Below are 25637 nucleotides of genomic sequence, written 5' to 3' on the forward strand. Positions count from 1 at the left end.
TCTTCGGACCCGGCGGGAAGGAGAAAAAATGGCTGAGGCTTATATTTACGATCACGTCCGGACGCCGCGCGGGCGCGGCAAGAAGGACGGGTCCTTGCATGAAGTGCCTGCCGTGCGTCTGGGCGCGAAGGTTCTGGAATCCCTGCGCGATCGCAACGGCATCGATACCGCAAAGGTCGATGACATTATTTTCGGCTGTGTCGATCCAGTTGGCGAAGCGGGCGCGGTCATTCCGCGCTCCGCCGCTTTCGAAGCCGGCTACGACTTCAAGGCCCCCGGCATCCAGATTTCGCGCTTCTGCGCTTCCGGACTCGATGCGATCAACCTCGCTGCCGCGAAGGTCGCGTTCGGTTCTGACGAGCTGGTGATTGCGGGCGGTGTGGAAAGCATGTCGCGCGTCGGCATGGGCATGTCGGGTGGCGCATGGTACATGGACCCATCGGTCGGCTTTCCCGGCTATTTCATGCCGCAGGGCGTTTCCGCCGATCTGATCGCCACCAAATACGGTTTCAGCCGCGATGATGTGGATGCCTATGCTGTCGAAAGCCAGAAGCGCGCCGCCAAGTCGTGGGAAAAGGGCTATTTCAAGAATTCGGTCATCTCGATCAAGGATCAGAATGGCCTGACCATTCTCGATCATGACGAGCATATGCGCCCTTCGACCGACATGCAGGCGCTGGGCCAGTTGAACCCGTCTTTCGTGATGCCGGGCGAAATGGGCGGTTTCAATGCCGTTGGCATTCAGGCCCATCCGGAAATCGAAACGGTCAATCACGTGCATCATGCCGGTAATTCGTCGGGTATCGTCGATGGCGCGGCGGGCGTTCTGGTTGGCTCCAAAAAGGCAGGCAAGGCGTTCGACATCAAGCCGCGTGCGCGCATACGCGCTTTCGCCAATATCGGCTCCGAACCGGCGCTTATGCTGACCGGCCCGGTCGATGTGACGGAAAAGCTGCTCAAGCAGGCCAAGCTGAAGATTTCGGATATCGACCTGTTCGAACTCAATGAAGCCTTCGCCGCTGTGGTGCTGCGCTATATGCAGGCTTTCGACATTCCGCACGACAAGATCAACGTCAATGGCGGCGCGATTGCCATGGGCCATCCGCTCGGCGCAACCGGCGCGATGATCCTCGGTACAGTGCTGGATGAGCTGGAACGCCGCGATCTCAACACCGCGCTGGTGACCTTGTGCATCGGCGCTGGCATGGGCACGGCGACGATCATCGAGCGCGTATAAGGGCGAGGGAGGTTTTACGAATGGCTTACACGAATTTCAAAGTTGAGACCGACGCCGACGGCATTGCCCTCGTCACCTGGGACATGCCTGAAAAGTCGATGAATGTTTTCACCGTCGAGGTGATGCAGGAACTGAACGCCATCATCGATGCGGTGGTTGCCGACGATAAGATCAAGGGCGTGGTGATCACGTCCGGCAAGGAAAGCTTCTCTGGCGGTGCCGATCTGACCATGCTGGAAGGCATGTTCAAGGCGTTCCAGAAGCAGAAGGCCAAGGACCCCGAGGGCGCGGTTCAGTCTCTCTTCGACAATGTCGGCAAGATGAGTGGTCTGTTCCGCAAGCTTGAAACCAGCGGCAAGCCGTGGGTGTCGGCCATCAACGGCACCTGCATGGGCGGCGCGTTTGAAATGTCGCTTGCCTGCCATGCGCGGGTTGTGTCGGATGCGCCGGGCGTGAAGCTGGCGCTGCCGGAAGTGAAGGTCGGCCTGTTCCCGGGCGCTGGCGGCACGCAGCGCGTTCCGCGTCTTGCCAACCAGCAGGATGCGCTGCAAATGATGACGACCGGCTCCAGCCTGACGGCGCAGCGCGCCAAGGCGATGGGCCTCGTTACGGAAGTCGCCCCGGCAAAGAAGCTGGTCGAAACCGCCAAGAAGCTCATCAAGGGCGGCCTCAAGCCGGTTCAGCCATGGGATGAAAAGGGCTTCAAGCTACCGGGCGGCGCGATCTATTCGGCTGCCGGCGCGAACCTTTGGCCTGCCGCAACCGCTATTCTGCGCCGCGAAACGTCGGGTAATTATCCAGCGGCGCTGGCCATTCTAAAGTCCGTTTATGAAGGCCTTCTGGTTCCGTTCGATACCGGCCTTAAGATCGAGCAGCGCTATTTCACCGAAATCCTTCAGACGACCGAAGCGGGCATGATGATCCGCTCGCTGTTCGTGTCGTTGCAGGAGCTGAACAAGGGCGCGCGCCGCCCGGCGGATGAAAAGCCGACCAAGCTCAAGAAAATCGGCGTCATCGGCGCTGGTTTCATGGGTGCGGGCATTGCCTATGTGACGGCAAAGGCCGGCATTCCTGTGGTGCTGATCGACCGCGATCAGGAATCCGCCGACAAGGGGAAGGCCCATACCGCCGATCTCGTCACCAAGGAAATGCAGAAGGGCCGCGCCACCGAGGCCGACAAGGAAAAGCTCCTGTCGCTCATCACCGCAACCCCGGATTATGCGCTTCTCGAAGGTGCCGATCTGGTGATCGAAGCCGTGTTCGAGGACCGCGACGTCAAGCGTGTCGCGACCGAAAAAGCCGAGGAAGTGCTGAAATCATCGGCGATCTTCGCGTCCAACACCTCGACCCTGCCGATCAGCGGTCTTGCCAAGGTCTCGAAGCGTCCGAAAAACTTCATCGGCATCCACTTCTTCTCGCCGGTCGATAAGATGATGCTGGTGGAAGTGATCCTCGGCAAGAAAACTTCGGACAAGGCGCTGGCCGTCGCGCTCGATTACGTCCGCGCGATCAAGAAGACGCCGATTGTCGTCAACGACACGCGCGGCTTCTACGTCAATCGCTGCGTGCTGCGCTATATGTCGGAAGCCTACAACATGCTGGTCGAAGGCGTCCCGGCGGCGATGATCGAAAATGCCGCCCGCATGGCCGGTATGCCGGTTGGTCCGCTGGCGCTCAACGACGAAACGGCAATCGATCTGTCGCAGAAGATCCTGAAAGCCACGCTTGCCGATCTGGGCGATAAGGCTGTCGATCCGCGCCATGTCGAACTGGTGGACAGGCTCGTCAACGAGTTCGACCGCAAGGGCCGCAAGAATGGCAAGGGATTCTACGACTACCCGGCCAAACCTGCCAAGAAGCATCTCTGGGCCGGTCTCAAGGATCTCTATCCGCAGCAGAACCCGGACAAGATCGACGTGAAGGAGCTGAAAGAACGCTTCCTCGTCACCATCGCTCTCGAAGCGGCCCGCGTCATGGAAGAAGGCATTGTAACCGATCCGCGCGAAGCGGATGTCGGCTCGATCCTCGCCTTCGGTTTCGCGCCTTATACGGGCGGCACGCTGTCCTATATCGATGGCATGGGCGCGAAGAAATTCGTCAAGCTTGCCAAGGAGTTGCAGAAGAAATACGGCCAGCAGTTCAAGGCGCCGAAGCTGCTTCTCGACATGGCCGAGAATGGCGAAAGCTTCTATCAGCGTTTCAATCCCTACAAGGGCGAAACCAAGAAAGCAGCTTAATCCACAAAGGCTGAAAATTTAGAAAGCGCGGTGTGAAAACACCGCGCTTTCTTGTCATCCCGTTTCGCGATGTTCAGATAAGAAAATTTTCCCTGTCAAATCATGCATCTTGCGCAAAACCCCAATTTTCGGTAGGTTCTGGCACAAGTCGCCACAAGTTGTAGGTTTAAAATCCTAAATAGCTCGTTCCTCGGTCCGAGTTCGTCGTGGGAAGAGACTTGCCTGAATTGACGGATCATAACATGTTTTCTCATGACAGCATCTGGGCGGCGATTGACGCATTGGCCGAGCGCCATTCCTTGAGCGCGTCGGGGCTTGCCCGCCGCGCGGGTCTTGATCCCACGACCTTCAACAAATCGAAGCGTTACGCTGCCGATGGGCGTGCACGCTGGCCCTCGACGGAGTCGTTGGCGAAGGTAATGGAAGCTACCGGTGCGACTTTTGAAGAACTCACACGTCTGATGGGCGGCGGGAATGCGAACCAGGGTTTCGGCGAATATATGCAGGACCCGCAGTCGATCCCGCTTCTCGGCATGGCGGAGGCGGGCGCAGGCGGCTATTTCGACGATGCCGGTTTTCCGGCGGGGCAGGGCTGGGGCATTGTGGAATTTCCGGTGGGCACCAGCGAAGGGGTGTATGCGCTGGAAGTTTCGGGCGACAGCATGTTGCCCCTTTACCGTGACGGCGATACGTTGATTGTCGCGCCCAATGCGCCGGTGCGTCGCGGCGACCGCGTGGTGGTGCGAACCAAGGACGGAGAAGTCATGGCCAAAATCCTTCATCGCCAGACACCACGGACAATCGAATTGCATTCGCTTAACCCCGAGCATTCAAACCGCAGCTTTGAAACCAAGGATGTGGAATGGATCGCCAGAATTCTATGGGCCAGCCAGTAATGGCGCAGTCGCAGACAAGAAGCCATTCGCGGGTCGTTTATGGCAGTCTTGCCGGATTGACCGGCGCGCTGCTGGCCGCGGCTTTCATCGCTCCTTTTTATGGCGCTCTCGATGGGCCTGTGCCAGTGGTCGCGTCGGATAGCGATGCAGCGAAGCCGAATGGCGGTTCGGGCAACGGCATCGTGGTGGAACAGTTCGATTATGACGAGCCGAACAGCAACGTCGCAGCGAAGACACAGACCCCGCCTGCGGACGAACAGCAAAACGCCCAGTCCGGCAATTCCAGCGATGCGGCAAACGGGCTTCAGCGCGAAGCGCCACGCCCGCCGCTGAGCGATCTCGGTCTTGCGGCGACGCCAAAGCCGCCGGAACCCGTCGCGCGGACTGAGGCCAACACCCCGCCGGCGACGCAGGTTGGCGAGAATGAGGATATGCAGCTTTTGCAACGCCCCGTTGCTATTGCTGCCGGGCGGCTTGAAAGTCAGGGTCGCCTGATCGATCTGCAGGGCATTGAGGTACTCCCGGTCGAGCAGACGTGCCAGAACGCAGCCGGGGAAAGCTGGCCTTGCGGCATGCAGGCGCGGACGGCGTTCCGCCAGTGGCTGCGCTCGCGCGCCATCATGTGCCGTCTGCCGCAGAATGATAGCGGTGCCGCGATTGCCACCGGGTGCAAGCTGGGCAATGACGATGCGGCCGAATGGCTGGTGACGAATGGCTGGGCCAAGGCGACGCCGGACGGCGCCTACGCCGATGCGGGCCGCAAGGCGGAAGAGGCGCGTCTTGGCATTTTTGGTGACAAGCCGGATGTTTCCTTGCAGAGCCTTGAGCCTGATACCGGCAATGGCCTGAACGATCTTTCGCCCGCAGTACCGGAAACGCAACCCTCTGCGCCCTCTCCGCAGCAGGGTGAATTCCCGCCAGCGCCGGTGGCGCCAGCACCGGCCAATTAAGCTTGCGCTGTTGCCTTCGGGTTTCTACGTGTCGCTGATTTCAGCGGTACGGTGATCACAATCAGGCACGCGATAACCAGCACGACTCCGAGCCAGCCCATGGCTGGGAGACGCTCTCCCACGATGACCACGGCCAGCAGTGCTGCGACGACGGGCTCGACCAATGTGATCGTCGTTGCCATGCTGACGGGAACACGCGCAAGGCCGATGCCGAAGCAGACATAGCCGAGGAACATCGGCACCGCCGCCATATAGATGCCGACGGCAGCATTGTTCCACGAGGCGAGGAAGGGCGCGCCAGTCATCAGCAGGACAGGCATCAGCAGCAGACCGCCAATGCCGAATGTCGCGCCCATCGCCACGGATGAATGGATGCCGCTCAGGATCAGTCCACGCGCGGTCCAGGAATAGAGCGCATAGGTCAGACCGCCGACCAGTCCAAGACCGATGCCAATCAGCACCGAGCTTTCGGTTTGAATGCCGCTATGCGCCGATCCTTCGGCCACTGATATGAGGATCATGCCGAGCAGTCCGATCATGGCCCCCCACAACCATTGCCGCGACAGGCGGGAACCGTCGAATATATATTCGATCAGGGCGGAAAGCAGGGGCGCGGAACCGAGCGTCACGACAGTTCCGATGGTTACGCCAGCCATCCGCATCGAGGCATAGAAGGCGAGCGGATAGATGGCGACGGCCAGCCCGCCGAGGACGAGGTTGCGCCAGTGCTGGGCCAGTTGCGGCCATGCGCGTCGGATGCCGCGTCCGGCCAGAACTGCCTGCATCAATCCGCCCACACCCATCGCGGCTGCGCCGATTGCGGCTGCCCCCACGTCCGGGGCGAAGGTGGCGGCTGTGCCGGTCGTGCCCCATACGGCGGAGGAAAACAGAATGGCCGCGACGCCAATCGCATAATTGCGCGATGATGTGTTCACAATGCCCCCAACATGTCCGATGCCATTGCCCGCGCTTCCTGAATGCAGGCGCTGTTCCCCTCAAGGCCCGCACGCGACATCGCTCCTTCCAGCAGAAACGACAATTGCCGGGCGAGCGTCACCGCTTTTTCGGGGGCGCCCGGTAGCAGTTCTGCCAGATGCCCCGCCAGCAAGGCTTCAACTTCGCGCTTGTGGTTTTTCACGGCCTGCCGTCCGATATCGCCCGCGGTCAGTTCGGCGGCAGCATTCAGCAGACCGCATCCGCGAAAGCCGTGCTCATAGGCAAATTCGGCATGGTCCTGATAGGCGTCGAAAACCGCGAGAACCTTTTCCAGCGGCGTGGACGCCTGCTGCAAGCGCGCATCGTAAAGGCCCAACCATTCCGCATGGCGCACCTCCAGATACTGGTTCACCAGATCGGCTTTGGACGCAAAATTGTTATAGAGGCTCTTCTTCGCAACGCCCGCTTTTTGAACGATCGCATCGATGCCGGTGCCGCCGATGCCGTGATCGTAAAACAGCACGGCGGCGGCGTTAAGCAGCTTTTCGCGCGCGCTTTCCGTCGAAGCTGGAAATGGTGTCTGAACGGTCTTCATCACAGCAACCCTCACAGTAGGTAGGTCGTTCTACCTACTATGAGGAGCAGAGTCAATTGGAACGAATGTGACAGCGTTTCAAGCACAAAAAAGCCCCGCGCCAGGTGGCTGCGGGGCTTGTTGTTTTGGTTTGGCTGTTGAGCGGCTTAGAGCGGTTCCTGTTTTGACGGAATCGTCGGAACCGCTCTAAGTCTTTGTTTTTACGCATTTCCGCACGCAAAACCGCTTCGCACGTTTGCTGGAAATGCTCTAGACCAGTTCGCCAGCAAGCGCCTTTTTGATCAAGGCGCGGGTTTCGTCGATGCCGTAAAGTGCGACGAACGAGCCGAAGCGGGGTCCGCGTTCCTGTCCGATCAGCACTTCATAGAGCATCTGGAAGAAGGAAACCGACACGCCGGGTCCGCCTTCCGGGCTTTTCTTGGTGTGATCCTGATAGCGCTCGATAGCGCGGGCGACGTCCAGAATGGCGTTCTGGATGTCGTTGCCATCGGTCCCGGCAGGCAGGGTCGCAAGCTTGGCGTCCAGCGCTTCCAATGCGCCGCGCTCCACATCGTCCGGTGCGCGGAACTGCTTAGTCGGCTTGACGAAATCGTTGAAGTAACGGATCGCGTAGCCCACGAGCGCATCGAGCTCCGGATTGTTTTCCGGCGTGACGCCCGGCGCATGGCGCGAGATAAAGCCCCACAGGACCGAGGGGTTTTCCGCATTCGATGCGCTGACGAGATTCAGCATCAGCGCAAAGGTGACCGGCAGGTCAACCTTCGGCGGGTTGCCGTAATGAATGTGCCAGACCGGATTGTTCAGCCGGTCCTTCCATTCCTGACGGTCATAGGCCGAAAGATAGGTGAAATATTCGTCCACCGCCTTCGGGATCACATCGAAATAAAGACGCTTCGCGGTCTTCGGCTTCTGGAAATTGTAAAGCGCGAGGCTTTCGGTCGGGGCATAGGCCAGCCATTCGTCAATCGAAATGCCGTTGCCCTTGGACTTGGAAATCTTCTGGCCGAGCTGGTCGAGGAACAACTCGTAGACGAAATGTTCCGGCGCGCGTCCGCCCAGAATTTCGCAAATGCGGTCGTAAACGCCCGCATTGGTCTGGTGATCCTTGCCGAACATTTCGAAATCGACGCCAAGTGCCGCCCAACGCATGCCGAAATCCGGCTTCCATTGCAGCTTTACATTGCCGCCCTTGACGGAAAGCGTGGTTTCAACGCCGTCTTCATCATTGAAGGTGATCGTGCCAGCCTTGGCATCGACACTCTTCATCGGCACGTAAAGCACGCGACCCGACTTGGGCGAGATCGGCAGGAATGGGCTGTAGGTCGCCTGACGCTCTTCGCCCAGCGTCGGCAGCATGACCTTCATGATGTCGTCATAGCGCTCGACGGCCTTGAGCAGCACCGCATCGAACTTGCCGGACTTGTAATATTCCGTCGCGCTGGCGAATTCATAATCGAAGCCGAAAGTGTCGAGGAAGCGGCAGAGCATGGCATTGTTATGCTCGGCAAAGCTCTTATATTCGCCGCCAAACGGGTTCGGCACGGACGAAAGCGGCATTTGCAGATAAGGCTCAAGAGCGGCCTTGTCCGGTACATTGTCCGGAATCTTGCGCATACCGTCGAGATCGTCGGAGAAGCAGATGAGGCGCGTCTTCACCTTGTCTTCGGTCAGAATACGGAAGGCGTGGCGCACCATCGAGGTGCGGGCCACTTCGCCGAAGGTGCCGATATGCGGCAGGCCCGACGGGCCATAGCCGGTTTCAAAAATCACGGTGTCCGGCAGACCGGTCTTGGCATAGCGTTTGAGGATTTTCCGCGCCTCTTCGAAGGGCCATGCTTTCGCGTCCGCAGCCGCCGCGGTCAGTTCCGGGGTCAGCGTTATTTCGGGCAGACGATGCGAGGTCATGGTTTTGTCCTGATATCCTGTGAAGGGCGTTATTCTTGAAAAACGATGCACGCTTGCGTGCTCATGCTCTATGGCGCGACAACCCGATGTCGTCAACGGCTGGTGCGGAATTTCCTTGCCTAACCGCAAGCAGCTTCCTAACTTTCCGGCAAAGTGTAACCGGAAAAGCTGATTCCGTTGATAGCGCTGGAAATGCTCTCGTGTTGCTGAGGAGTACCCGATGAAGAAAATCTCGCCGCAGGATGCGCTCGTCTACATCATGATCACGACGTCGGCTGCCGATACGTCGATGTCCGATGCCGAACTGGAGTCCATCGGCAATGTGGTGACGCGCCTTCCGGTGTTCCGCGGCTTCGATACGGCGGAATTGCCGCGCCTGGCCAATGCGTGCTATGCGCTGCTGGCCGACGAAGACGGGCTGGAAAAGATCCTCGACCTCGCCCATGACGCACTGCCTGAAAAGCTCTACGACACGGCCTACGCGCTGGCGGTCGAAGTGGCCGCTGCCGATCTGCATGTCGAGCAGGAAGAGCTGGAGTTTCTCCAGATGCTGCGCGACCGCTGGACGCTGGACGAGCTGACCGTCGCCGCCATTGAGCGCAGTGCGCGGGTGCGCTTCCGCAAGCTCTGAACCTGTCATTCAATTCATATAAAACGCCGGCCCGATTATCTCGGACCGGCTTTTTTATTTTGCGAGATAGGCTTACCAGGCAGGCTGAACCGAGCCCTTGAAGGTTTCTTCGATGAAGGTCTTCACTTCCGCGCTGTGATAGGCGCCGACAAGTTCCTTGACCCAATCGGCGTCCTTGTCAGCGGTGCGCACGGCAATGACGTTGAAATAGGGCGCCTTGTCGCCTTCGCGGATCAGCGGGTCCTTGGCCGGGTTAAGACCGGCTTCCATGGCATAATTCGTGTTGATGACGGCGGCCTCGACATCGTCCAGCGAGCGCGGCAGCTGCGCGGCATCAAGTTCGACGAATTTGAGGTTCTTTGGGTTTTCGGTCACATCGATCACGCTGGCGCGCAGACCCTTGGCCGGATCGACCTTGATGAGACCGTTATCGGCCAGAACCAGTAGCGCGCGTGCGCCATTGGTCGGGTCGTTGGGGATCGCCACCGTCGCGCCATCGGCAAGTTCGGAGATATTCTTCAGCTTCTTCGAATACATGCCCATCGGGAAGTTGACGGACTGGGCGACGCTGACAATATCGAACTTGCGGTCGGCGACCTGATTGTCGAGATAGGGCTGATGCTGGAAAGAATTGGCTTCCAGCGCGCCATCGGCCAGCGCCATGTTCGGAATGACGTAATCGGAAAATTCCTGAATGTCGATTTCCAGACCCTTGGCGGCGGCCACCTGCTTGACCTTTTCCATGATCTGAGCGTGCGGGCCGGGTGTAACGCCGACGCGTATGGTTTTTGCCATCGCCGATCCGGCTGTGCAGAAAGCGAGAATAAGGGCGGCGGTAAGCAGCTTACGCATCGGAACTCCTGAGATAATTTGTTTGAGACTTGGGAGGTTTATTTCATTGGCCGTTTCATAGAGCGAGAGGCCCGGCTGAAAAAGGTCATACAGGCGGGTTTCGGCCTTTCGTGCACAAAAAAGCGGGCGGGGATGACCCCGCCCGCCTGTCCGGTTACACGCGATCAGCACACGACAGGGAGCCGTCGTGCCTTACGCCGTTCCAAAGCCGCGCGCATCACGCGGGCAGCTTCCGAAAAAGTTGCGTTTTCTTTCCAGCGTTCCGCATGCACCAGTGTCGACGGAACGATATCCTTCAATGCTTCCAGCGTGTGGCGCGGCACCATGTCGGTGCAGTTCCACAGGCGACGAAAGACAACGCTGATACGCGTAATCTTGCCATTGACCTGAACAACCGGCTCGGCCGATTCCAAAGTCCAATCTTCATAAGCGTCCACTGCATCCTGAAATGCATGATGAAGATAGATCGGTGCGTGACCGTCATGAAGCGGGGGCAGCAAACTAGACATTTCTGTTTCCTCTCTTCCAATGTGGTTCAGCTTCAAACTTGCAGCCGGATTTGCTTGGTCGGGCCTGCAAGTGGGTGAAACAGGAGCGGGGGCGTTCTCCTGTCGTCATGTGCTCGTCCTATCCGTTTCTCTCTCTTCACGAAATACGACAACACATAATTAACCATGATCTATGCAAAGGCGGCCCTTTGGCAAGGGGAGAATTTCTTTAGATGGCGATTTTGTAAAAAATTAATTCAGCAATATTCTGCGAAATACTGAATAATCAGTGAGCATATAATTGGAATATACTGCGTTGATCTGTTGGTCAAAATCTCCGAAAAAGGAAATGATTTTCAATATTTATTGTCGTGGTGACAGGTTTTGACCCTGTCATTTACAGGCGGCTGCGATAGAAATATGCCCGTCGGTATAAAATTGCAGGGCAGGTGGGTCATGTCTCGTTTCATTGCGTCGCGAAGAGGTTTTCTGGTCGGCTCGACCTTTCTGGCTGCGTCAGTCGCATGGCCGAAAGGGGTGCGGGCGGAGGGCAGCGTGCAAAAGGGCGGACGGCTTGTGGTGGCAGCGGATTCCGAACCGCGTAATCTCAATCCGGCTATCGTCGCCTCCAATGGCGTGTTTTTCGTTGCAAGCAAGATTGTCGAACCGCTGGCCGAAGCCTCTTTCGACGGCGAAAACGGTCTGAGCCCGCGTCTCGCCACAGCCTGGGAAGGCTCGGCGGACGGGCGGACCGTAACATTTCGCCTGCGTGAAGGCGTCAAATGGCATGACGGCACGCCGTTTACGGCGGCAGATGTGGCGTTCTCCGCGCTGGAAGTCTGGAAACCGTTGCAAAATCTTGGCCGCGTCGTGTTCAAGGCGCTGGAAAAGGTGGAAACGCCGGACGATCATACCGCCGTCTTTCATTTCTCGGAGCCGACGCCGTTCCAGCTCGTGCGCAACGCTCTGCCCGCGCTGACCGCCGTTCTGCCGAAACATGTTTTTGCGGGGACGGATATTGCGGCCAATCCGGCCAATGAAAAGCTCATTGGCACTGGACCGTTCAAATACGCAGAACACAAGACCGGCGAATATTACCGGCTGGTCAGGAACGACGCCTATTGGGGCGACGGCGAACCCTGTCTCGATGAGATCGTCTATCGTGTTCTGCCCGACCGGGCTGCCGCAGCCGGAGCGCTGGAGGCAGAGGAGATTGATCTGGCGGCTTTCTCCGCCGTGCCGCTGGCTGACCTTGAGCGCATTTCGAAAGTGCCGGGATTGACGGTTGTTTCCAAGGGCTATGAGGCGCTGACCTATCAGCTGGTGGTGGAAATCAACCATCGCCGCAAGGAACTGGCCGATCTCAAGGTTCGTCAGGCGATTGCCCATGCGATCGACCGCGATTTCGTGGTCAAGACCATATTCCTCGGCTATGCCAAGACATCCACCGGCCCTGTGCCGCGCTATGACAGCCAGTTCTATACGGGAGATGTGCCGTCCTATCCGTTCGATGTGGCCAAGGCGAATGCGCTTCTGGACCAGGCGGGCTACAAGCGGGGCGAGGGCGGAACGCGCTTCGCGCTGAAGCTTTTGCCCGCGCCCTATTTCAACGAGACCAGACAGTTTGGTGATTATCTGCGTCAGGCGCTGGCCGCGATTGGTATTGATGCGCGCATCGTCAACAATGACGCGGCAGCGCATCAAAAGGCGGTCTATACCGACCACGATTTCGACCTCGCCATTGCGCCGACCGTCTATCGTGGCGATCCGGCCATCTCCACGACTATTCTGGTGGAAAGCGGCATTCCGGCGGGTGTGCCATTCTCCAATCAGGGCGGCTATGCCAATGCAGAACTGGATACCCTGATTGCCGCCGCAGCACGCGAGATTGATGAGGCGAAACGCACGGCGCTTTACCATCAGTTCCAGCAGAAAGTTGAAGCGGATCTGCCGCTGATCAATGTTACCGAATGGGGTTTCATCACGGTTGCCAATGAGCGGGTGAAGAATGTTTCCAACAATCCGCGCTGGGCGGTGTCCAACTGGGCCGATACCTGGGTTGAACCGCGATAGAACGGTGACGAAACATCGCGTTGATTGTATCGTCGCGGGGTGGCGCAGATTCTAACCCTTCTCCGGAAACGTCTGATCGGCAGCAGTCTTGTGCTGCTGATTGTCGTTGTCGGCTGTTTTCTGGTGCTGGAACTTGCCCCCGGCGATGCGGTTGACGCCTATGCCGTCAGCTTTGGCGGCGATGCGACGCAGATTGCGGACATGCGCGCCCGCTGGGGGCTGGACCAGTCGGTCTGGCATCGGCTTGCCGCCTATCTCGCCTCTCTCCTGCAGGGCAATCTTGGCTGGTCGGTCAGTTTCAACCGGCCCATTCTCGGCGTCATTCTGGAACGGCTGCCCAATACGCTGCTGCTGATGGGTGCGGCGACGGCGCTGTCCTTTGCCATCGGCACTTTGCTCGGGCTTGTCGCCGGCGCAAGACCCGGCAGTTTCCGGGATCGGTTTCTGTCGGTTACGTCTCTGGTGCTCTACGCCATTCCGGGTTTCTGGCTGGCGCTGGTGCTGGTCATTTTGTTTTCCATCCGGCTGCGCTGGTTGCCATCGAGCGGCATTGAAACCATCACATCGGGCAAGCAGGGTCTGGCGCGGGCAGGCGATATCGCACGTCATCTGGTGCTGCCGGTTGTGTCGCTGGCGCTGATTTATCTGGCGCTCTATCTGCGGGTCATGCGCGCTGCGATGGCCGACATATGGCGGATGGATTTTGTGCGGGCCTTGCGGGCGCGGGGCATTTCGCGGCCGCGCATCGTGTTGCGCCATGTGGCGCGCAATGCGCTGTTGCCGCTCGTCACGCTGCTTGGATTGCAGGCGGCCAGCATGTTGGGCGGCAGCGTGGTGATCGAAAGCGTATTCGCGGTTCCCGGTCTCGGACGATTGGCGCAGGAGGCCGTTGCAAGCCGCGATACGCCCTTGCTTCTCGGCGTCATTCTGACGAGCGCGATCATGGTGATCGTGGTCAATTTCGTGATCGACCTTCTCTATGTCTGGCTCGATCCGCGTATTGCGGAGCGGGCGGCACGAAAGGCCAGCGCATGACGGTTTTTCTGCGCAGTCTCAGAACCGGCGAGGGTCTGGCGGGGGTGATCATCCTGACGATCCTTGTCGCAGTAGCGCTTTTAGCGCCGCTTCTCTTTCCCGGCGATCCGCTGCGGATCGTCGCCTCTCCCTTGCTGGCGCCGTTCGAAAACAGCGCTTTTCCGCTCGGCACAGATCGACTCGGTCGTAATGTGCTGGCCGAACTTTTCCATGGCGGGCGCACTTCGCTGATTGTCGGTCTTGCGGCGGCTTTCGCTTCCATCCTCGTCGGCAGCACGGTCGGCGTGCTGGCAGGCTTTGCAGGTGGGATCGTGGATGAAATCCTGATGCGGATCACCGAAGCGTTCCAAACGGTGCCGGGCTTTCTCTTGGCGCTGGCGCTGGTCAGTCTTGCCGGGCCGTCATTGCCGGTTCTGGTGGCGGCCATCGTGCTTTCAAGCTGGACGCAGGCCGCACGGCTGACACGCGGACAGGTGCTATCGATCCGCGAACGCGACTATGTGGCGTCGGCTCGCACCATCGGCATGCATCCGCTGGAGATCGCCTTTCGCCAGATCTTGCCCAATGCCCTGCCGCCGGTTCTGGCGCTGGTGCCGGTGATTGTCGCTTCCGCCATATTGATCGAAGCGGCACTATCCTTTCTCGGCTTGGGCGATCCAAACCGCGTCACCTGGGGCGGGATGATTGCGGAAGGCCGCACGGTTCTGCGCTCCGCGCCGTGGCTTTCAATTTTGCCGGGACTGGCATTGGCGTTGACCGTCGTCGGCGTCTATCTGGCGGGCGAGGGTATGACTGCCGCCGCTACACGCCGCGAGGTGCAATCATGAGCCTGCTCGTGCAGCTGGAAAATCTCTCTGTCACCTATGGGCGCGAAATGGCGCTGGGCAACGTCCAGCTTGATATAGAAGCGGGCAAAACGCTTGCCATCATCGGCGAAAGCGGCTCCGGCAAAAGCACGCTGGCGCTGGCGCTTGCAGGCCTTCTCCCTGCCAATGCGCAGGCTTCGGGGCGCATCGACTGGACTGATGGTCCGATGAAACCCGGACGCGATATCGGCTTTGTCTTTCAGGACCCGGCATCGAGCTTCGATCCACTGATGAGCACCGGCGCGCAATTGGTCGAAACCATTCGCGCCCACGAAAAACTGGATAGGCAGACCGCCAAACTGCGGGCGTTGGCGCTGCTTGAGCGCGTGCGCATCCCCGATGTGGAGGATAGTTTTTACCGCTATCCGCATCAGTTCTCCGGCGGGCAAAAGCAGCGTATCGCCATAGCGCTCGCCATCGCCGCCAATCCGCGCTTGCTGATTGCCGACGAGCCGACAAGCGCGCTCGATACGATTGTCCAACGGGAAATAGTCACGCTGCTGCACAGGCTGGTACGCGAAGACGGCATGACGCTGATCTTCATCACGCATGATATTGCGCTCGCTTCCGGACTTGCGGATCGTATCGCGGTTTTTCGCCGGGGTGGGCTTGTGGAAAGCGGCGACACGCGGGCGCTCATCCACACCCCGCAGACGGACTATACGCGCGCGCTGATTGCCGCCGTGCCCGCACTGGAGTTGACACCCCATGGCTGAGGCATTGTTGCAGGCTGATGGGCTGGTGGTGCGCTATGGCGGTGCATTGGCGCTCGACCATGTCGGCCTTGAGATCGCCAAGGGTGAAACCCTGGCGCTGGTCGGTCCGTCGGGCAGCGGTAAGTCCACGCTTGCGCGTGCTTTGCTGCGTCTACAGCCGCTGGAGAGCGGGACAATCCGCTTTGAGAATGAGGATTGGCTGGCATGGCAAGGTGCTGCGCTGCGAAAGCGCCGCGCGCGGATGCAGATGGTGTTTCAGGACCCGCTATCCGCTTTCAATCCCCGCGCCAGCGTTGGCGATCTTCTGCATGAACCGCTGCGGATTCACGGCATCAAGCGCGCTATTGGAGCTCTATTGGAAAAGGTCGGGCTCGATCCGGCGCTTGCGCGGCGCGGCGTGCACGAAATCTCCGGCGGCCAGCGGCAGCGCGTGGCGATTGCCCGCGCGCTTGCGACATCCCCGTCGCTGATCGTGCTGGATGAAGCAGTTTCCGCGCTCGATGTGACGGTGCGCGGCGCCATTCTCGACCTGTTGCGGGAGATACAAAGGGCCGAGCAGACGGCCTATCTCTTCATTACCCATGATCTAGCGGTTGCTGCCCAAATGGCGGATCGCATTGCGGTGATGGAGCGCGGGCGGATCGTTGAAAACCGCCCGACGCGGGAGCTGATCCTGACACCGCAAGCGCCTGTCACCAGAGCGCTGATCGAAGCGGTGCCGAGGCTGGCTGATTAAGCCTTGCCGAGCTCCACCGAACGCTTGCGCGCGGCCTCAACGGCTTCGGCAACCAGCGTCTTGAGACGGTCGCCGCCCATCAGCACTTCCAGTGCTGCCGCCGTGGTGCCGTTCGGGCTCGTCACCTGCTCGCGCAGCTTCGACGGGGTGTCGGTGCTGGCATCGGCAAGCGCGCCAGCACCCATCACGGTCTGCATGGCAAGAAGTGCCGCCGTTTCGCGTGGAAGGCCAGCGGTGACACCGGCATCGGTCAGCGCTTCAATGAAGTGGAACACATAGGCCGGGCCGGAGCCAGAAACCGCCGTGACGGCATCCATCAGCGCTTCGTCATCAACGCTTGCGACCTTGCCCGAGGTCGCGAGCAAGCGCGCAACGAAAGCTTCATTGTCAGCAGTCACATTGGCGTTCTTGAAGGTCACCATCATGCCCTTGCCGATGGCGGCAGGCGTGTTGGGCATGCAGCGGAGGATGGCTGCGTCGTGGCCGAGATGATTTTCGAACAGCGCAACCGGAATGCCAGCAGCGACGCTGACAAAGGTGGCGGCGGGTGCAAAGCGCTTATAGGCTGGCAGAACAGCGTTCATCACCTGCGGTTTGACGGCAACGAGGATCATGCGCGGCTGCAGGTCGGCAGGCAGGGCGTCAACGCTGGCATAGCCATGAACGCCAGCGCCCGCAGCGCGCTCGCGAAGCGCATCCGTCGGCTCAACGACATGAACGTCGTCTGCTTTCAAAATACCGTTGTCGAGCCAGCCTTTGAGCATGGCAAAGCCCATATTGCCGCAACCGACGAGAATGACCGTATCCTGCATATTGATTGTTCCACCTGTCTGAATGTTTCGGCGCTGAAGCGCTTGGGTTGTTGACGCCCGGTATACAATCGCGCCTTCGCAATCCGCAAGGTGGCGCGGCCATATTTGATCATTGCTGGCGGTCACAACATAAAACTGCGGAAATTATACCTTTTCGGCCCGCAATTTATTGATGCCTCATAAATTATCGACCAGTATGTCTTGAGAAAGTCGCATGGAAATCGCGGTTCTTTAAGTTAATCCGCGCTTGGAATGAGGGGCCAATGGATCCGTCTTTGACGACTGGCGTTCCGCCTGCGGAAGCCTTCGGTCACGTCCGCATCATCATCGGCATGATTTTGGGCTTGTGCGTTTCGCGCCTGCTCACCGGCTTTGCGCGTTTCATCCAGCATCCCGGCAAACAGAAAATCTATCCGGTGCATATGGCCTGGGTGGCCTTCGTGCTGCTGTCGGTGGTGCATTTCTGGTGGTTCGAGTTCGGCCTCAGAATCATTCCGCAATGGACATTCGAAAAATATCTGTTCGTGATCTTCTATGCCGGGCTCTATTTCCTGCAATGCACGCTGCTCTTCCCCGACAACATGGAGGAATATACCGGCTATCGCGATTATTTCATGTCGCGGCGCAAATGGTTCTTCGGCATTCTGGCGCTGATCCATGTGGTGGACGTCCTCGATACCTTGTTGAAAGGTGTCGATCACTATCACCTCTATGGGATCGAGTATCCGATCCAGACTGTCTGTTTCATCGTCTTCAGCGTCATCGCCATGTTCTGGGACAACCGGCGTTACCATGCGGCCTTTGCCACACTTGCCTTGGTCTACCAGATTGTCTTCACGCTGCGGCACTTCGCGACGTTAAACTGATCGCTTCTGCCGCTCTGCATTGCGCGCTGTTTGCGCATCCACAAGGGTGCGAAACTGGCGCAAGAGCGGGTGGCGCTCGGTCTGCTTGAGGCCGTAGCCGAGATTGAACCCATAATCGAAATCGGGCGGGTTCAGCCCGATATTATGCTGGAGCATGGTTTCGATCTTGTCGAAGCCCTTGGCGAAGATGGCTTCCGGCGAAATGCCGCGATTGTAATCGGCCCAAAGATCAAGAATTTCCGCACGCAGATCGTCGGGAAGCGGTTCGCAGAGCTTTATAAGATCGGCCCTTTCCCGCTCGGCGCGGCCATCGTCGAGGCTTTGGTAAATGGCCGGTACATCGCCGGAAATCGCCTCGCCCAGATCATGCACAAGGCACATTTTGAGAAGGCGCAGCCGGTCGCAGTCTCCAAGTTCCTTGTCGAAAAGCGTGACCAGCAGACACAGCCGCCAGCTGTGTTCGGCAGTACTTTCCGGGCGGCCTTCGGCGGTATGGCCGGAACGCAATGTGCTTTTCAGGCGTTCTGCTGCCTGAATGAACTGAATGATGCCCTCAAGGCGTCCCATATCGACCGGATGTTCCATTTTGGTTTGCATCGTTGTTTTCTCCAGTCGCGCATCATTATCAATCACTATGGAAAGTTACAATTTTAACGGTTTGTTTGCCATGGTTGATGCCATAATTCTTATGGTCTGTGATATGGGCATGATCATGGGTGGATGGTCCGGCAAGAAGGACCGGTAAATGGGCTTGGATAGGCATCGGGAAAAGCGATGGTTGAGCAAAACAACAAGGGAAAAGCTGCTGTTTTGCGCCCTTTATTGGCTTATGCTCCCGAGTTTCTGGACAAATCCCCCGATGCCGGATCGGCCAGGACCACAGCCGAACTGGCCGAGGAATTGCTGGCCGAGCGCGAGCATCGCAGGCGGCGTGACGAGCTTTTGCGCCGCAAGCGGGAAATGCTGGAGGGCGCACCGGCGGCCCCTTCAACGGTCCATGATCCTGCTGCCGATATGCGCCAGCGCATGAACGCTATACGCGCCGAATTGCAGTCCCGGCTTGAGCCGGAAACAGCCCCGCAAACGGCGGCCCCTGCACCGGACCTGCAAAGGCAGGCCGAACCGGAACACGCGGTGTCTGCCGTTGTCGCTCCAGCCGCTGTGGCGCAACCTGCCAAGCCGCGCGGGCGCTGGCGTCTGCGTTGGGGCCGCATTCTGGGTTTCACTATGCTGGGCGGGTTGCTGGGGCTTGGCTATGCAGCCCTTGAGCCGCGACAGTATCATGTGTCGGTATCCTTGCAGGTGTTTCCTTCCGAACGTCGCAGCGAGATAGCATCCGAAGCAGTGCTGAATCGCGCCGCACAACTGGCGCGCATCCAGTCGCCGCAGGATTTCGGACCTCCGCCGCTTCTTGACCAGCTACGCCACGCGCTTGACCGGCTCACCACAGCGGAAGGCGAGGCTGCCCCCGCGACGCAATCCGCGCAAACGGGCGCAGCACTGCTTCGTCCGCATCTGGAATTTTCGCAGGTGCTCGATAGCGGCATCGTCACGGTGGAGGCCAAGGCCGCAACACAGCAAACGGCGACAGCCGTTGCCAATGCCGTTGCGCAGGCTTTCCGTGATCAGCTGACCGGCAGCGGGGGCGCGCCGGATGCCGGCCTGCCCGAGCGATTGCAGGTTCTGGAAGCGGATGCGGTTTCCGCCAAGGCGGCGGTTGAAGCCTTCCGCGCCAGCCGGAATTTCGGTGATGGTGATCGTGCGGCGCTTGAAAAGGCTTTCGCCGAGGCCAAGGCCGAAACGGCGCGGATTGGTGCCGAGGCTGGTCGCTTGAGCAGCATGACGGCGGAAAGCCTGTTGCGGGACGGTTTGCCGGAAGACATGCGGTCAGGCGTGCTGGGTGCGCTCGTCGAGCAATATCGCGCTGCCGGGAAAAGCGAGGCGGCTAAATCTGTTGCTGCTGCAATCGATAGGGAAATTGCCAATCAGCGCAGCCTCATTCAGGCCGGTCTGCGGAAAGCCGTTGAAAACGAGCAGAAGGCGGCATCGGCCATGACAGGGCTGGATGCAGCGCCCGCGAGCGATGAAGACCGCAATCGCCTGCAGGCAATGGAACGCGATCTGGCCGCGCGGCAGGCGCTTTATGACGATGCGCAAATGCGTGCGGCGAAAGGCGATATGAGCACCTTGTCGGCGACGGGAGCCACGGTGCGCCTCGTCGCACCGGCAAATCTGTCTTCCGGTCGGCATGGGCTGTCCTTGCAGACTTCCGTTCTGGCCGGATTGCTTGGCGGCCTTTGGCTTGGCCTTTTCTCGTGCCTGTTTGGCAGCAGGTCGGTTCCTGCCGCAGAACAACGGGAGCCCGACGAAGCCGAGGTCGAAGACGTCCTTGAAACCTATGGCGAAACGCGGCTTGCCGCCGTCATTCGGGAAGCGAATGAGCGCTGGGAAGTCGAAAACAATCGGGCCGATACGGTTGCAGAAGCGGATGAATTGCAGCGTACCATCGACGATGTCCGCGCAAATCGCGGCACCCGGTTCTGAAACTTCTGAAATCCTGACCTGATTTCCACTTTGTCGAGCATTCGGTAATTGTCATCGCGCGCCATGACGCTTATTGGCATGTATGCCCGACGGATGTGATGTATCTCCCAGACATTCCACCCCGTTATCTCGCAAAGCCGATATTTCGAACAGAAAGAAGCGCTCGCTATGGCCCAGTTGATCGATGGCAAGAAGCTCGCCGAGGATGTGGTTTCCACGGTGAAGACCGAAACCGAAAAGCTCGTTGCAGCGACCGGCGTTGTTCCCGGTATTGCCGTGGTGATCGTGGGTGAAGACCCGGCGAGCCAGGTCTATGTTGCCTCCAAAGGCCGCAAGGCCAAGGAATGCGGTTTTCATTCCGTCCAGCACGATCTGCCGGAAACAGCCTCGGAGCAGGAGCTGCTCGACCTGATCGAGAGCCTCAACAACGATCCGGCCATTCACGGCATTCTGGTGCAGCTGCCGCTGCCGAAGCACATCGATTCAGGCCGCGTCATCCAGACGATTTCGCCAGACAAGGACGTGGACGGCTTCCACTTCATCAATGTCGGCAAGCTCGGCACTGGCGAGGTCGATACGGCTTTCGTGCCCTGCACGCCAGCCGGTGCGATGATCATGATCGAGCGCGTTCACGGACGCGATCTTTCGGGTCTCAACGCCGTGGTGATCGGGCGTTCCAACATTGTCGGCAAGCCGATGTTCAACCTGCTGCTCGCTGCGAATGCAACGGTTACGGTTGCCCATAGCCGCACCAAGGATCTGCCGGCGATTGCGCGCACGGCGGATATTCTGGTCGCAGCCGTTGGTCGTCCGCAGATGGTCAAGGGCGATTGGGTCAAGCCCGGCGCGACGGTGATTGACGTCGGCATCAACCGCATTCCGGCGCCGGAAAAGGGCGATGGCAAAACCCGCCTTGTCGGCGATGTCGATTTTGCGGATGCGGAGAAGGTTGCGGGCGCGATCACGCCGGTTCCGGGCGGTGTCGGCCCGATGACCATCGCCATGCTGATGGCCAATACGCTGACGGCGGCCTGCCGCAGTGCTGGCGTAAAAAAGCCTGTTTTTTGACACAATTGAGAGGCGCTTTTCGCGCCTTATCACGCAATTTGATGCGATTTGAGAGGCAAAGCGGCGCAAAACCCGCTTTGCCTTAATTGTTTCAGAACACCGAAGCGCCCTCGTCGGCTCGCCCGGCAATCTGCCGGAAGGCGCGGAACAATTCGCGGCCCATGCCATGTTCATTGGCGGAAAGATCGGGGCGTTCTTCGAGCCGGGCGTCGAGTGTCGCCTGATTGATCAAAACTTCCAGCGTACCATTGACGGCATCGAGGCGGATAACATCGCCGTTGCGGATTTTTCCGATGATGCCGCCATCGAGCGCTTCCGGCGTGACGTGGATTGCGGAAGGCACCTTGCCCGATGCGCCCGACAGCCGACCATCGGTGACAAGCGCCACGCGCTGGCCGCGATCCTGCAAGATGCCGAGAACCGTCATCAGCTTGTGCAGTTCCGGCATGCCATTGGCTTTCGGTCCTTGATAGCGAACCACCGCGATGAAATCGCCGGTCAGGTCGCCCGCCTTGAAGGCAGCCTGCAATTCGGCCTGATCGTTGAACACCTTGGCAGGCGCTTCAATCACTTGACGCTCCGGCTTCACGGCGGAAACCTTGATGATAGCATTGCCGATATTGCCCGTCAGCACCTTGAGGCCGCCGCTCGGCTGGAACGGCGCATGGATTTTCGCCAGCACCTTGTCGTCGCCGCTCTTTTCGGGAACCGGTTCGCGTATGACGGTGCCGTCAGCGCCAAGCTTCGGTTCGATGGCGTAAGGGCGCAGTCCTTCGCCCCAGACGGTGCGCACATCTTCATGAAGAATACCGCCGTCCAGAAGCTCGCGGATAAGGAAGCCCATACCGCCTGCGGCATGGAAATGGTTCACATCGGCAAGACCGTTCGGGTAGACGCGGGCCAGCAGCGGCACCACGTCCGAAATCTCGGAAATATCGTGCCAGGTCAGCTTGATACCGGCTGCCGCCGCCATGGCGATGAGGTGGATCGTATGGTTCGTCGAACCGCCGGTGGCGTTGAGGCCGATAATGCCGTTGACGAAAGACCGTTCGTCCAGCATTTCGCCGACGGGCGTATATTCATTGCCGCAGGCGGTGATCGCCAGCGCCCGCTTGGCAGCTTCGCGCGTCAGCGCATCGCGCAGCGGCGTGCCCGGATTGATGAAGGATGCGCCCGGCAAATGCAGGCCCATGATTTCCATCAGCATCTGGTTGGAATTGGCGGTGCCGTAGAAGGTGCAGGTGCCGGGACCGTGATAGGATTTCGACTCCGATTCCAGCAGTTCGGCGCGCCCGACCTTGCCTTCCGCATAAAGCTGGCGGGTCTTTGCCTTCTCGTCATTGGGCAGGCCCGTGGTCATCGGACCGGCAGGCACGAAAACCGCGGGCAGGTGCCCAAAGGTCAGCGCGCCGATGATGAGGCCCGGCACGATCTTGTCGCAGACGCCGAGATAAACGGCGGCATCGAACATGTCATGCGACAGGCCAACGGCTGCGGCCATGGCGATGACTTCACGCGAGAACAGCGACAGTTCCATGCCGGCGAAACCCTGGGTCACGCCGTCGCACATCGCCGGTACGCCGCCCGCCACCTGCGCAACGCCGCCCGCATCGCGGGCCGCCTGCTTGATGAGCTGCGGAAAAGTCTCGAACGGCTGATGCGCCGAAAGCATGTCGTTATAGGCGGTGATGATGCCCAGATTGAGCACTTCATCGCCAGTCAGCGCCGCCTTGTCATGCGGCCCGCAGGCCGCAAAACCGTGTGCCAGATTAGCGCAGGCCAGAACCGTGCGGTTCGGTTTTTTCAGCGCCGCCTCACGCACGCGGCCAATATAGGCCTCGCGGGCTGGTTTGGAGCGCTCGCGGATGCGCGCGGTGATTTCCTTAATGCGTTTGTGAGCGGACTGCATGGGCATGGGTATCACCTGTGCCAATCTGGCCTGAATGGAATTTAACTGGTCCAGTAAAGCTGGATGGGGGTGCGGGCATGGTGAAAGACAGCCCGTACCGGCATTTCAAGTTCATCGTCGCCGGACAGCGCCTTTTCAAGCGTTGCCTGCTTGGCAACACCCTCGATGTGCAACACCAGCATGTCGGCCTCGGCGATGAGCGGCAGGGTCAGCGTCAGGCGCTTTTCGCCCGCACCTTCCGCATGGATCGGCAGCACGAGCGCCCGCGTTGTCGGGTCAATCGCCTGGTCGAGCCGGTCGGCATTCGGGAAGAACGAAGCGGTATGACCATCATTGCCCATGCCAAGCACCACCACGTCGAACGGACGGCGCAATGCATCGATGCGGCTTGCGGCAGCAAGTGCTGCCGTTTCTGCCGTCGCCGCCGGATTATAAAGGCCGACGAATTTCGCCACGCCCGCATGATCGCGCAAAAGATGGTCGCGGACCAGCTTTTCATTGGAACGATCACTGTCCGTGGCCACGAAACGCTCGTCAACGAGGGTGATCGTGACGAGGTTCCAGTCGATCATCTTGCGCGACAGCACCTCGAACAGTTTCAGCGGCGTGGTGCCGCCGGAAACGGCCAGTGTGGCCTGTCCCCGCTCAGCGATTGCGGCTGCCAGCTTGATTGCAATTGCCTCCGAGAGCGCCTGCGCCAGTTCCGTTCCGCTGGTGAAATCGTGCCGTTCGATGGTCATGCTGTTCCTTTCAGGATCCTTTATAACGTTTCGTGCCAGGTGCGACCGTCGCGTTCAATCAATGCGATGGACGACGATGGCCCCCACGTGCCCGCGGTGTAACCCTGAACCTGCTGACCGTTCAACTCCCATCCCTGAAGGATCGGGTCGATCCAGCGCCATGCGGCCTCGACTTCGTCGCGGCGCATGAACAGGGTCTGATTGCCGCGCACGACATCCATGATCAGCCGCTCATAGGCATCGGGATTGCGCTCGCTGAAGGACGCAGCAAAGCTCATGTCGAGCGGAACGTGACGCAGGCGCATGCCGCCCGGGCCCGGATCCTTGATCATCAGCCACTGCTTGACGCCTTCATCCGGCTGCAGGCGGATCACGAGCTGATTGGCAATGACCTTGCCGGCACTTTCCCCGAAGATCGAATGCGGGATCGGCTTGAAAGTCACGACGATTTCCGAAACGCGGGTCGCCAGACGCTTGCCTGTGCGCAGATAGAACGGCACACCCGCCCAACGCCAGTTGGCGATTTCGGCCTTCAGCGCCACAAAGGTTTCCGTGTTGCTGGTCTCGCTTTCGAGGTCTTCGAGATAACCGCGAACCGGACCACCCGCAGATGCGCCTGCGCGATACTGGCCGCGTACGGTCACATCCTCGACATTGGCGTTGGTGATGGGCTTCAGCGAGCGCAGCACCTTCACCTTTTCGTCATGCACGGCATCCGCTTCAATCGAGGATGGCGGCTCCATGGCCACAAGGCAGAGCAGCTGAAGAATATGGTTCTGCACCATGTCGCGCAGCGCGCCCGCCGTGTTGTAATAACCGGCGCGACCTTCAAGGCCGACGGCTTCTGCAACGGTGATCTGGACATGGTCGATATGGGCGGAGTTCCAGAGCGGCTCATAAAGCGCATTGGCAAAGCGCAGTGCCATCAGGTTCTGCACCGTTTCCTTGCCCAGATAGTGGTCGATGCGGAAAATCTGGTCTTCGCGGAACACGCTGCCCAGCGTGTCGTTGAGCGCCATTGCCGAATCCAGATCGCGGCCAATCGGCTTTTCAACGATGATGCGCGTGTCGCGGGTGATGAGCCCGTGGCTCTTCAGGCGCGTGGCGATATCGCCGAACAGGGTCGGGCTGACTGCAAGGTAAAAGGCGCGAATCTTTTCCGGCTTCTTGCCGATCAATGTCTTGAGCGCATCCCAGCCCTCTTCGGACTTGGCGTCGACGGCAACATAGCTGACACGCTTCAGAAATTCTTCGACCTGCTTTTCGTCGACTTCCGCAGGTTTGACGTGCTCATGAATGGCATCGCGCGCAAACTTGCGATACTCGTCATCGGTCATGGCGCTGCGCGAAGCGCCGATAATGCGCGTCGGGTCGGAGAGCTGGCCTGCACGCTGCCGCTGATACAATGCCGGGATCAGTTTGCGTTCGGCTAGGTCGCCCGAGCCGCCAAAAACGATGCAGTCGAAAGGCTCTACCGGAATAGTCTGGCTGGTCATCTGTCGCTCTCTTCTTTCGTTCGCGCAAATCAGTCTGTCAGTCATAGCC

Annotated in this window: 23 protein-coding genes; 13 read left to right on the forward strand and 10 right to left on the reverse strand. The window is 59.4% G+C overall.

The window, feature by feature from the left end:
• Nucleotides 1-28: 28 nt before the first annotated feature.
• From JAU75_RS09820 to JAU75_RS09835, 4 genes are all read left to right on the forward strand, one after another.
• The gene (locus tag JAU75_RS09820; RefSeq protein ID WP_199056347.1) at nucleotides 29-1237 is read left to right on the forward strand and encodes an acetyl-CoA C-acetyltransferase; all 1209 of its coding nucleotides are present in this window, start codon (nucleotides 29-31) and stop codon (nucleotides 1235-1237) included.
• Nucleotides 1238-1257: 20 nt separating this feature from the next.
• Nucleotides 1258-3474, forward strand: a complete 2217-nt coding sequence (locus JAU75_RS09825) for a 3-hydroxyacyl-CoA dehydrogenase NAD-binding domain-containing protein (RefSeq protein ID WP_199056348.1) — start codon at nucleotides 1258-1260, stop codon at nucleotides 3472-3474.
• 242 nt (nucleotides 3475-3716) lie between these two features.
• Nucleotides 3717-4370 carry a helix-turn-helix transcriptional regulator gene (locus JAU75_RS09830; protein WP_199056349.1) on the forward strand — a complete coding sequence of 218 codons (654 nt, stop codon included), beginning with the start codon at nucleotides 3717-3719 and terminating at the stop codon, nucleotides 4368-4370.
• Nucleotides 4370-5320 (forward strand): thermonuclease family protein, encoded by a 951-nt coding sequence (locus JAU75_RS09835; RefSeq protein WP_199056576.1) that lies wholly within the window; start codon nucleotides 4370-4372, stop codon nucleotides 5318-5320. The genes JAU75_RS09830 and JAU75_RS09835 overlap by 1 nt, the downstream gene beginning before the upstream one ends.
• Here the strand turns inward: JAU75_RS09835 and JAU75_RS09840 are convergent.
• The 3 genes from JAU75_RS09840 to JAU75_RS09850 form a co-directional block, all read right to left on the reverse strand.
• Nucleotides 5317-6255 (reverse strand): EamA family transporter, encoded by a 939-nt coding sequence (locus tag JAU75_RS09840; RefSeq protein ID WP_199056350.1) that lies wholly within the window; start codon nucleotides 6253-6255, stop codon nucleotides 5317-5319. The genes JAU75_RS09835 and JAU75_RS09840 overlap by 4 nt on opposite strands.
• Nucleotides 6252-6851, reverse strand: coding sequence for a TetR/AcrR family transcriptional regulator (locus JAU75_RS09845; RefSeq protein ID WP_199056351.1), 600 nt, complete (start codon nucleotides 6849-6851; stop codon nucleotides 6252-6254). The genes JAU75_RS09840 and JAU75_RS09845 overlap by 4 nt, the downstream gene beginning before the upstream one ends.
• A gap of 249 nt (nucleotides 6852-7100) precedes the next feature.
• The gene (locus tag JAU75_RS09850; RefSeq protein ID WP_199056352.1) at nucleotides 7101-8756 is read right to left on the reverse strand and encodes a lysine--tRNA ligase; all 1656 of its coding nucleotides are present in this window, start codon (nucleotides 8754-8756) and stop codon (nucleotides 7101-7103) included.
• A gap of 220 nt (nucleotides 8757-8976) precedes the next feature.
• Here JAU75_RS09850 and JAU75_RS09855 point away from each other — a divergent pair, with 220 nt between their 5' ends.
• On the forward strand, nucleotides 8977-9387 hold the full coding sequence (locus tag JAU75_RS09855) for a tellurite resistance TerB family protein (protein WP_199056353.1): 411 nt from the start codon (nucleotides 8977-8979) through the stop codon (nucleotides 9385-9387).
• 72 nt (nucleotides 9388-9459) lie between these two features.
• Here JAU75_RS09855 and JAU75_RS09860 read toward each other — a convergent pair whose 3' ends face one another.
• Together JAU75_RS09860 and JAU75_RS09865 are read right to left on the reverse strand one after the other, a co-directional pair.
• Nucleotides 9460-10239, reverse strand: coding sequence for a MetQ/NlpA family ABC transporter substrate-binding protein (locus tag JAU75_RS09860; RefSeq protein WP_199056354.1), 780 nt, complete (start codon nucleotides 10237-10239; stop codon nucleotides 9460-9462).
• Nucleotides 10240-10403: 164 nt separating this feature from the next.
• Nucleotides 10404-10748, reverse strand: a complete 345-nt coding sequence (locus JAU75_RS09865) for a hypothetical protein (protein WP_199056355.1) — start codon at nucleotides 10746-10748, stop codon at nucleotides 10404-10406.
• 435 nt (nucleotides 10749-11183) lie between these two features.
• On the opposite strand from JAU75_RS09865, the gene JAU75_RS09870 reads away from it, so the two are divergent.
• From JAU75_RS09870 to JAU75_RS09890, 5 genes are read left to right on the forward strand one after another with little or no spacing between them, the layout of a single operon-like run.
• Nucleotides 11184-12800, forward strand: coding sequence for an ABC transporter substrate-binding protein (locus JAU75_RS09870; protein WP_199056356.1), 1617 nt, complete (start codon nucleotides 11184-11186; stop codon nucleotides 12798-12800).
• Between the two features lie 39 nt (nucleotides 12801-12839).
• Nucleotides 12840-13835: an ABC transporter permease gene (locus JAU75_RS09875; RefSeq protein WP_371836153.1), complete on the forward strand. Its 996-nt coding sequence runs from the start codon at nucleotides 12840-12842 to the stop codon at nucleotides 13833-13835.
• On the forward strand, nucleotides 13832-14662 hold the full coding sequence (locus JAU75_RS09880) for an ABC transporter permease (protein WP_199056358.1): 831 nt from the start codon (nucleotides 13832-13834) through the stop codon (nucleotides 14660-14662). Before JAU75_RS09875 ends, JAU75_RS09880 begins: the two co-directional genes overlap by 4 nt.
• Nucleotides 14659-15417: an ABC transporter ATP-binding protein gene (locus JAU75_RS09885; protein WP_199056359.1), complete on the forward strand. Its 759-nt coding sequence runs from the start codon at nucleotides 14659-14661 to the stop codon at nucleotides 15415-15417. The genes JAU75_RS09880 and JAU75_RS09885 overlap by 4 nt, the downstream gene beginning before the upstream one ends.
• Nucleotides 15410-16153: a dipeptide/oligopeptide/nickel ABC transporter ATP-binding protein gene (locus JAU75_RS09890; RefSeq protein WP_199056360.1), complete on the forward strand. Its 744-nt coding sequence runs from the start codon at nucleotides 15410-15412 to the stop codon at nucleotides 16151-16153. The genes JAU75_RS09885 and JAU75_RS09890 overlap by 8 nt, the downstream gene beginning before the upstream one ends.
• On the opposite strand, the gene proC is transcribed toward JAU75_RS09890, so the two are convergent.
• Nucleotides 16150-16965 carry a pyrroline-5-carboxylate reductase gene (gene proC / locus JAU75_RS09895; RefSeq protein WP_199056361.1) on the reverse strand — a complete coding sequence of 272 codons (816 nt, stop codon included), beginning with the start codon at nucleotides 16963-16965 and terminating at the stop codon, nucleotides 16150-16152. The two genes, JAU75_RS09890 and proC, sit on opposite strands and share 4 nt — an antisense overlap.
• A gap of 263 nt (nucleotides 16966-17228) precedes the next feature.
• Here proC and JAU75_RS09900 point away from each other — a divergent pair, with 263 nt between their 5' ends.
• Nucleotides 17229-17831 (forward strand): hypothetical protein, encoded by a 603-nt coding sequence (locus JAU75_RS09900; RefSeq protein WP_199056362.1) that lies wholly within the window; start codon nucleotides 17229-17231, stop codon nucleotides 17829-17831.
• Here the strand turns inward: JAU75_RS09900 and JAU75_RS09905 are convergent.
• Nucleotides 17823-18428, reverse strand: coding sequence for an HD domain-containing protein (locus JAU75_RS09905; RefSeq protein ID WP_199056363.1), 606 nt, complete (start codon nucleotides 18426-18428; stop codon nucleotides 17823-17825). The genes JAU75_RS09900 and JAU75_RS09905 overlap by 9 nt on opposite strands.
• 177 nt (nucleotides 18429-18605) lie before the next feature.
• Between JAU75_RS09905 and JAU75_RS09910 the strand changes: the two genes are divergently transcribed.
• Together JAU75_RS09910 and folD are read left to right on the forward strand one after the other, a co-directional pair.
• A complete protein-coding gene (locus JAU75_RS09910; RefSeq protein ID WP_199056364.1) occupies nucleotides 18606-20375 on the forward strand; it encodes a lipopolysaccharide biosynthesis protein in 1770 nt (589 codons plus the stop codon).
• Nucleotides 20376-20543: 168 nt separating this feature from the next.
• Nucleotides 20544-21443: a bifunctional methylenetetrahydrofolate dehydrogenase/methenyltetrahydrofolate cyclohydrolase FolD gene (gene folD, locus JAU75_RS09915; protein ID WP_199056365.1), complete on the forward strand. Its 900-nt coding sequence runs from the start codon at nucleotides 20544-20546 to the stop codon at nucleotides 21441-21443.
• A gap of 91 nt (nucleotides 21444-21534) precedes the next feature.
• Here the strand turns inward: folD and edd are convergent, their stop codons facing one another.
• From edd to zwf, 3 genes are read right to left on the reverse strand one after another with little or no spacing between them, the layout of a single operon-like run.
• Nucleotides 21535-23358 carry a phosphogluconate dehydratase gene (edd, locus tag JAU75_RS09920; protein WP_199056366.1) on the reverse strand — a complete coding sequence of 608 codons (1824 nt, stop codon included), beginning with the start codon at nucleotides 23356-23358 and terminating at the stop codon, nucleotides 21535-21537.
• A 35-nt stretch (nucleotides 23359-23393) separates the two neighbouring features.
• A complete protein-coding gene (gene pgl / locus JAU75_RS09925) occupies nucleotides 23394-24092 on the reverse strand; it encodes a 6-phosphogluconolactonase (protein WP_199056367.1) in 699 nt (232 codons plus the stop codon).
• A 20-nt stretch (nucleotides 24093-24112) separates the two neighbouring features.
• Nucleotides 24113-25588: a glucose-6-phosphate dehydrogenase gene (gene zwf, locus JAU75_RS09930; RefSeq protein ID WP_199056368.1), complete on the reverse strand. Its 1476-nt coding sequence runs from the start codon at nucleotides 25586-25588 to the stop codon at nucleotides 24113-24115.
• Between the last annotated feature and the right edge of the window lie 49 nt (nucleotides 25589-25637).

Origin of the sequence: Ochrobactrum sp. Q0168 (assembly GCF_016427605.1) — a bacterium.
GTDB lineage: Bacteria > Pseudomonadota > Alphaproteobacteria > Rhizobiales > Rhizobiaceae > Brucella.